At 56.8% G+C, this 5,245-nt stretch carries 7 protein-coding genes; 2 read left to right on the top strand and 5 right to left on the bottom strand.

Going from position 1 to position 5,245, the window contains the following annotated elements; genetic code table 11:
- Nucleotides 1–39: 39 nt before the first annotated feature.
- Nucleotides 40–1,260, top strand: a complete 1,221-nt coding sequence (locus ACXJJW_RS05355; RefSeq protein WP_456474706.1) for a hypothetical protein — start codon at nucleotides 40–42, stop codon at nucleotides 1,258–1,260.
- Here ACXJJW_RS05355 and ACXJJW_RS05350 read toward each other — a convergent pair.
- From ACXJJW_RS05350 to ACXJJW_RS05340, 3 genes are read right to left on the bottom strand one after another with little or no spacing between them, the layout of a single operon-like run.
- On the bottom strand, nucleotides 1,247–1,447 hold the full coding sequence (locus ACXJJW_RS05350; RefSeq protein ID WP_456474705.1) for a ferritin family protein: 201 nt from the start codon (nucleotides 1,445–1,447) through the stop codon (nucleotides 1,247–1,249). The genes ACXJJW_RS05355 and ACXJJW_RS05350 overlap by 14 nt on opposite strands.
- A 55-nt stretch (nucleotides 1,448–1,502) precedes the next feature.
- Nucleotides 1,503–2,213 carry an MBL fold metallo-hydrolase gene (locus ACXJJW_RS05345; protein WP_456474704.1) on the bottom strand — a complete coding sequence of 237 codons (711 nt, stop codon included), beginning with the start codon at nucleotides 2,211–2,213 and terminating at the stop codon, nucleotides 1,503–1,505.
- Nucleotides 2,210–2,581: a cupin domain-containing protein gene (locus ACXJJW_RS05340; RefSeq protein WP_456474703.1), complete on the bottom strand. Its 372-nt coding sequence runs from the start codon at nucleotides 2,579–2,581 to the stop codon at nucleotides 2,210–2,212. The genes ACXJJW_RS05345 and ACXJJW_RS05340 overlap by 4 nt, the downstream gene beginning before the upstream one ends.
- A gap of 87 nt (nucleotides 2,582–2,668) precedes the next feature.
- On the opposite strand from ACXJJW_RS05340, the gene ACXJJW_RS05335 reads away from it, so the two are divergent.
- Entirely contained in the window at nucleotides 2,669–3,868 is a 1,200-nt protein-coding gene (locus tag ACXJJW_RS05335; RefSeq protein WP_456474702.1) for an ABC transporter substrate-binding protein, read from the top strand.
- A gap of 141 nt (nucleotides 3,869–4,009) precedes the next feature.
- On the opposite strand, the gene ACXJJW_RS05330 is transcribed toward ACXJJW_RS05335, so the two are convergent.
- Nucleotides 4,010–4,384 carry a hypothetical protein gene (locus ACXJJW_RS05330; RefSeq protein WP_456474701.1) on the bottom strand — a complete coding sequence of 125 codons (375 nt, stop codon included), beginning with the start codon at nucleotides 4,382–4,384 and terminating at the stop codon, nucleotides 4,010–4,012.
- Complete coding sequence (locus ACXJJW_RS05325; RefSeq protein WP_456474700.1) at nucleotides 4,377–5,063, bottom strand: helix-turn-helix domain-containing protein; 687 nt, start codon at nucleotides 5,061–5,063, stop codon at nucleotides 4,377–4,379. Before ACXJJW_RS05325 ends, ACXJJW_RS05330 begins: the two co-directional genes overlap by 8 nt.
- Nucleotides 5,064–5,245 lie beyond the last annotated feature (182 nt).

Below are 5,245 nucleotides of genomic sequence, written 5' to 3'. Positions count from 1 at the left end.
GTCAAAACAATTTTAAACCACACCACAGAGTAGGTAATTATGCAAAGCAGCGAAGCCGTCGTCCACATCCTTTACTTCATCAAAGAAAAGGACGAGGAGATTAAAAACACCTGGCAGGCGGCGGTGGAGCTTATCGGAGAGGGAGAGGAGGAGAGGGTACTGGAGGAGTACAACCAGCTGACCCTGGCGAGGACCTTTGCCGCGCCCTCTGCGGAGCTCTCCCTCTACATCCGCGGCGACGTCGTTGTGCTCCAGCTGCTCCTCCTCGCCCCCGAGGAGGATTTGAGCATAGCCAAAAGGCTGAAGGACGCCGCCACCGCGGAGATGTCCCTCTCTCTGGGAGAAACTATCCTCTTTATCTCAGAGGACAGGGAGAAGATAGCCAGGCTATACGGCGACGTGAGCTGGAGGCGAAGTGAGCTCACCCAGGGGGAGCTGTACCTCCTGGAGAGGAGCGCTGAAAGGGAAAGCTACCTTCTGCTCTCCTCCCTGCCAAAGCACAACTTTTTCATGAGGTTCGTCTACATAGACCTGCTGGGCAGGAAGATTTCCAGGGAGGCGGAGCTATTTCTGGAGCAGCTGCAGGCGATAAGGCTCAAGAGGAAGGAGCTTGAAAGCAGCACCTCAAAGCTCCTCAACGAAAAATACCACAACCTTGAAGAGTTTGAGAAGGTCATTGAAAAGCTGAGCTTCATCTACATTGAGCTCGCCCAGTACCTGGAATGGGTGAGCTCAAAGATAACAGCATTGAGGGAGGACATACACGAGTTCGAAAAGGAGGTCAAACGCCTCCTCGCCGGGGAGGATGAGATTTTCTCTGACAACCTGAAGGGCTACGCCTACGCCCTGGAAACGCTGATGTACGAGAGGGAGAACTTCATCCTGGCTCAAGAGAAGGTGAAGAATGCCATGGACGTGGTGAGGATGAAGATATCCATAGAGCGGGGAAGGGAGACCATAGAGCTGCAGCATGAGAGCATCTCCCTCCAGGTGGCGGCGGGCTTCATAGAGTTCATCGTGGTCTTCTACTACACCCTCAACTCCTGGAAAATCCTCGCGGGCGAGGCCTTTGCCACCCTCTCGCCGGGGCTCATTCTCATAACCATGACAGCCTTCTCCTCATCGGTGGTGCTCTTCACCCACGCGGTTGCCACCGCCCGGAAGGAGAATAAGAGGTTCACCGCGGAGATGGCAGCCTCGGTGGGATTAATCCTGGTGTTCACCTCGCTGATGTTCTTCCTCAGCCTCAGAAGCCCCTGAGCAGCTTGAGCGTCTTGAGCCTCTCCCTGAGGAGCTGCTCGTGCCTCTCCTCATCCCTCACCAGCTGTTCAAAGAAAACCTTGGTCTCAGGATCGCGTGCCTGCTGCGCCGCCCTGCGGTAGCGCTCCTGCGAGCCCTTCTCGCTCTCTATCGCCTCTTCCACCATGCGTATAAGCTCTTCGCTCACCCTACCACCGGAAAATCTTTTCACACAGCGTGCTGGCTAACATCTTGAAGGGGTCTTAAATCTCAACCGTCTCCAGGTCCGCTGGCAAGAGTATGTTTTCAAAAACCCTCCGAGCGCGCCTAACCTCCTCCTCACCCAGCCCCCGCCAGAGGTGCACCAGGGCGAGAAGCTTCACCCCGGCGCGACTCGCCAGCTGCGCCGCCAGCAAAGGCGAGGAATGCTCCGAAAAACCCTCGCCGTAGGCCTCTGCCACCAGAAGGTCAGAGCCCCTGGCAAGTTTTACAACTTCGCCCGTGGGCGCGCCGTCGCAGGCATAGGTGAGCTTCTTCCTTCTCTCAATCGAGATGGCCATCGCAGGCAGAGAGTGCCGCGTTGGCGCAAACCCCATGCGGTAGCCGTACAGCTCGGCTTTGCGCCTGGCCTCAACGAATTCAACCCGGTAGGGAAGGTCCTCCAGGCCCCTGCGGTAGGATAGATGGAGAAGCTCCTCCGCAAGCCCGCGAAGCTCAGGTGGACCCAGAAGGGTCAGGGGCTCCTCCCTGCCCTCCTCGCGGGCAGCCAGGAGAAGCGCTGGCAGGCCCAGGAAGTGGTCCCCGTGAAGGTGGCTGATGTACACCAGCTTAATCTCCGCCGGAGGTACGCCCAGCCTTCTTAGCTGGATTAACGTGTGGGGCCCGCACTCTATGAGGAGCTCGCGGTTTACAAGCATCGCCGTGCTGGCATTCGCCCCAAATGCCTCGCCCACGCCCAGGAAGGCCACCCTCATCTATCCCCTCCCGCAGCTTCCTCAGGCTCAACCCACACGCTGTCCTCGCCGTGGTAGTTGAGCTTGAGCACCAGCAGCTCAAAGGCTTCCTCGCCATTGGTATTGTCCACCGAATGCACCTCCCCCGCAAAGCACACAAAGGCGTCGCCCCGCTCTGCCTCGTGCACCTCATCGCCTATCCTCAGCCTCGCCTCCCCGCGCAGGATATAGTAAAACTCAGTCTGTCGCTTATGGTAGTGCTCTCCCACCCTCTCGCCGGCAGGAATCTGAACAAGCTGCACCAGCGTGTGCTCTCCAAGCTCGCCGTGGGTAAGAATACGCTTTCTGTAGCTTTTCCTGTCAATCCATCTCCCAGGCCTCAGCTTCATCACCATTATTTAATGCCCCTCTGGAATAAATTTTTATTCTACAGAAGATAATCTCATAAGGACACAGAAGAGTGAGGAGGTAGTATTATGGAGAGGAGATGGTATCTGTTCTTTGCCATTGCCGCCGTGGGCCTGCTGCTTTTTGCAGGATGCGCCCAGAAACCGGAGGAGAAGGCCCCTGCCACCACCGCTCCTCCGCCAAAGGTGGAGGAGATAAAGATAGGTGTGCTTATGCCCCTATCCGGCAATCTGGCGCCCTTCGGTGAGGGAATGGTCAAGGGTGCAAAGGTGGCTGAGAAGGAGCTGAACGACGCCGGTGGCGTGCTCGGTGCCAAGGTTAAGATCGTTGTCGAGGACACTGCCACCGACCCGGCTAAAGCTGTGGATGCGGCGCAGAAGCTCATAAAGATCGACGGTATCAAGGCGATAGTAGGCGCCGCTGCAAGCTCTTCAACGCTGGCAGTGGCACCCATATGCGAGGACAATCATGTTGTACTTGTTTCGCCTGCCTCAACGAGCCCCCTGGTAACTGATGCCGGCGACTACATCTTCCGCGTCGTCGCAAGCGACACACTGCAGGGCAAGGTGCTTGCCGACGTAGCAGTGGGTCAGGGCTACAAGAAGGCTGTAACCTTTGTTATCAACAACGACTATGGCATAGGACTGCAGGAAGTGTTCAAGGAGAGCTTTGAGGCCAAGGGCGGGAGCGTTGTGCTCCAGATACAGTACGACCCCGGCAAGGGAGACTACCGCACAGAGCTTCAGCAGGTGAAGGACTCTGGTGCTGAGATGATAATGTTCGTCTCATATCCGGAGGATGCCTCTGTGATTCTCAAACAGGCGATGGAGCTCGGCCTGCCCCAGAAGTGGATAGCCGCCGAGGGAATAGCCAGTGAGGAGATGTTCGGCTATGCGGGCATGAAGGAGGCGATGGAGGGCATGCTGATCACAAAGCCGGCAAGCGCCACCGACAGCCCCGAGTACCAGCACTTCTACAAGCTCTTCAAGGCCATGTACCCGGATGAGGAGCCCGGCATCTACGCCGACACCACCTACGATGCAACAATGATGATAGCCAGAGCCATAGAGAAAGCCGGCACCTATGACGGTGAGAAGATAAAGAATGCGCTGTACGAGATAAGCAAGGGCTACAAGGGTGCCACAGGCGACAAGACCTTCGACAAGAACGGCGACATCCTGTACCAGGACTACGTGGTGCTCAAGGCAACACAGGGCAAGTTCGAAGAGGCAGGGATGTGGAAGCAGGGCAAGCTTCAGATGAAGTAGGTTACCCGTTTCGCATAGCGATAGGGTGACGAAGTTACCCGGAAGCTTGCTTCCGGTGTGACGAAGTTACCCGTTTCGCGCAGCGATAGGGTGACGAAGCTTCGCCCTCTCTTTTTTTGTTTTATTCAGGAAGTTCTCTGCTCACCGCCGCTCAAGGTGCCTAACCCTGTACTCCACAATCTCTATAAGCTCAAGCATCCTGGCGAGCGCAATGCCGGCGCCTGCTTTACCTAAGGTGAGCAGATAGCGGCGGTAGAAGTGGGCGAGGTTGTCCAGGAAGAGCTCCACCTTGCCGCCTGAAGAGTAAGCCTCAAACTCCCGCACCAGCGTTGCGATGTCCACCCTCTCGCAGCTGCTCAGCTTTGCCATCTCCGCCTTTACCTTGGGCCTGAGGAAGTAGCCGTAGGTTACCACAAGGTGCTCGTGACGCTTCTCACCCCAGCAGTAGGAGTCGAAGAACTCCTTAAAGGCGAGGTGATAGCACCTTCTCAGACGAGGCTTCGCAATGCTAAGCATCACCCTCCCTCAGGCTGAGGTACCTCTTTATGAGCGCCATCATGTACTCCATAAGCCTGCTCTCTGCTTTGCGCAGGTGCTCCTCGTATGTGCTCCGGGAAACGCCCAGCTTTGAGGCAAGCTGCGCCGTGGTTATGCGCCTTGGAAAGTCGTAGTACCCCTCCTCGTACGCCAGAAGCAGAGCCTGAAGCTGTCGCTTTGTAAAGCGCTGAAAAAGGTCGTTCACCTCCACCTCCATGCCCTCATCGCCGTATCTGGAAATCCTTTCAAGGGTTACCTCGCCCAGCTCCTTCAGCCTCTCCAGCAGCGCCCTGAGCTGTGCTCTGTCGCCAGCGATTACAGTGTAAAACTCGTACCCATCACGGTAAATTACGGGGTATAGGATGCTGCACCCGGAGGCATGGATAGCGCTGGTAACAGAATCGCCGCGCGTCTGGCAAACGCAGAAGCCCCTGAGCACCGCCGTCTGCCCGGAGAGGGAGACGACCTCCATGGGGAGTGCTGCTCTTATCTTCGCCGCCGCCTCTTCAAGCGCATCGCTGCTCTCTGCCTGCACCAGGAAGAGGGTGTGCACGCCGTCAGTTGCAAGCTGTCTCACAAGCGTGGCCCTGCCATCCCGCGTCCAGTCTGCTGTAATGCAGCCCCTGTGCTCCACCCGCAATTCTGCCTTTACAGCCATAGGGGAAGTATCCCCTTTGCAGATATTAACCCTATCCCCTGCATATGCAGGTGATTGATAAACTACCTCTTCCTCCCGAAGTATATCTTGCCTATATCCTTGTGGCTCATTATCTCCTCGGCGCTCCCCTCAAAGACCTTTCGCCCGCCGGCGAGGATATATCCCCGGTCGGCGATTTTAAG

This window comes from Candidatus Pyrohabitans sp. (genome assembly GCF_054014795.1).
The sequence above is the reverse complement of the archived record's forward strand: the minus strand, read 5'-3'. Positions and strand labels throughout refer to the sequence as shown.

What these genes read in the sequence shown, in the direction of transcription:
- ACXJJW_RS05355 (WP_456474706.1), top strand. Translation starts at nt 40, where the DNA reads ATGCAAAGCAGCGAAGCCGTCGTCCACATCCTTTACTTCATCAAAGAA.
- ACXJJW_RS05345 (WP_456474704.1), bottom strand. Translation starts at nt 2,213, where the DNA reads ATGAGGGTGGCCTTCCTGGGCGTGGGCGAGGCATTTGGGGCGAATGCC.
- ACXJJW_RS05340 (WP_456474703.1), bottom strand. Translation starts at nt 2,581, where the DNA reads ATGAAGCTGAGGCCTGGGAGATGGATTGACAGGAAAAGCTACAGAAAG.
- ACXJJW_RS05335 (WP_456474702.1), top strand. Translation starts at nt 2,669, where the DNA reads ATGGAGAGGAGATGGTATCTGTTCTTTGCCATTGCCGCCGTGGGCCTG.
- ACXJJW_RS05330 (WP_456474701.1), bottom strand. Translation starts at nt 4,384, where the DNA reads ATGCTTAGCATTGCGAAGCCTCGTCTGAGAAGGTGCTATCACCTCGCC.
- ACXJJW_RS05325 (WP_456474700.1), bottom strand. Translation starts at nt 5,063, where the DNA reads ATGGCTGTAAAGGCAGAATTGCGGGTGGAGCACAGGGGCTGCATTACA.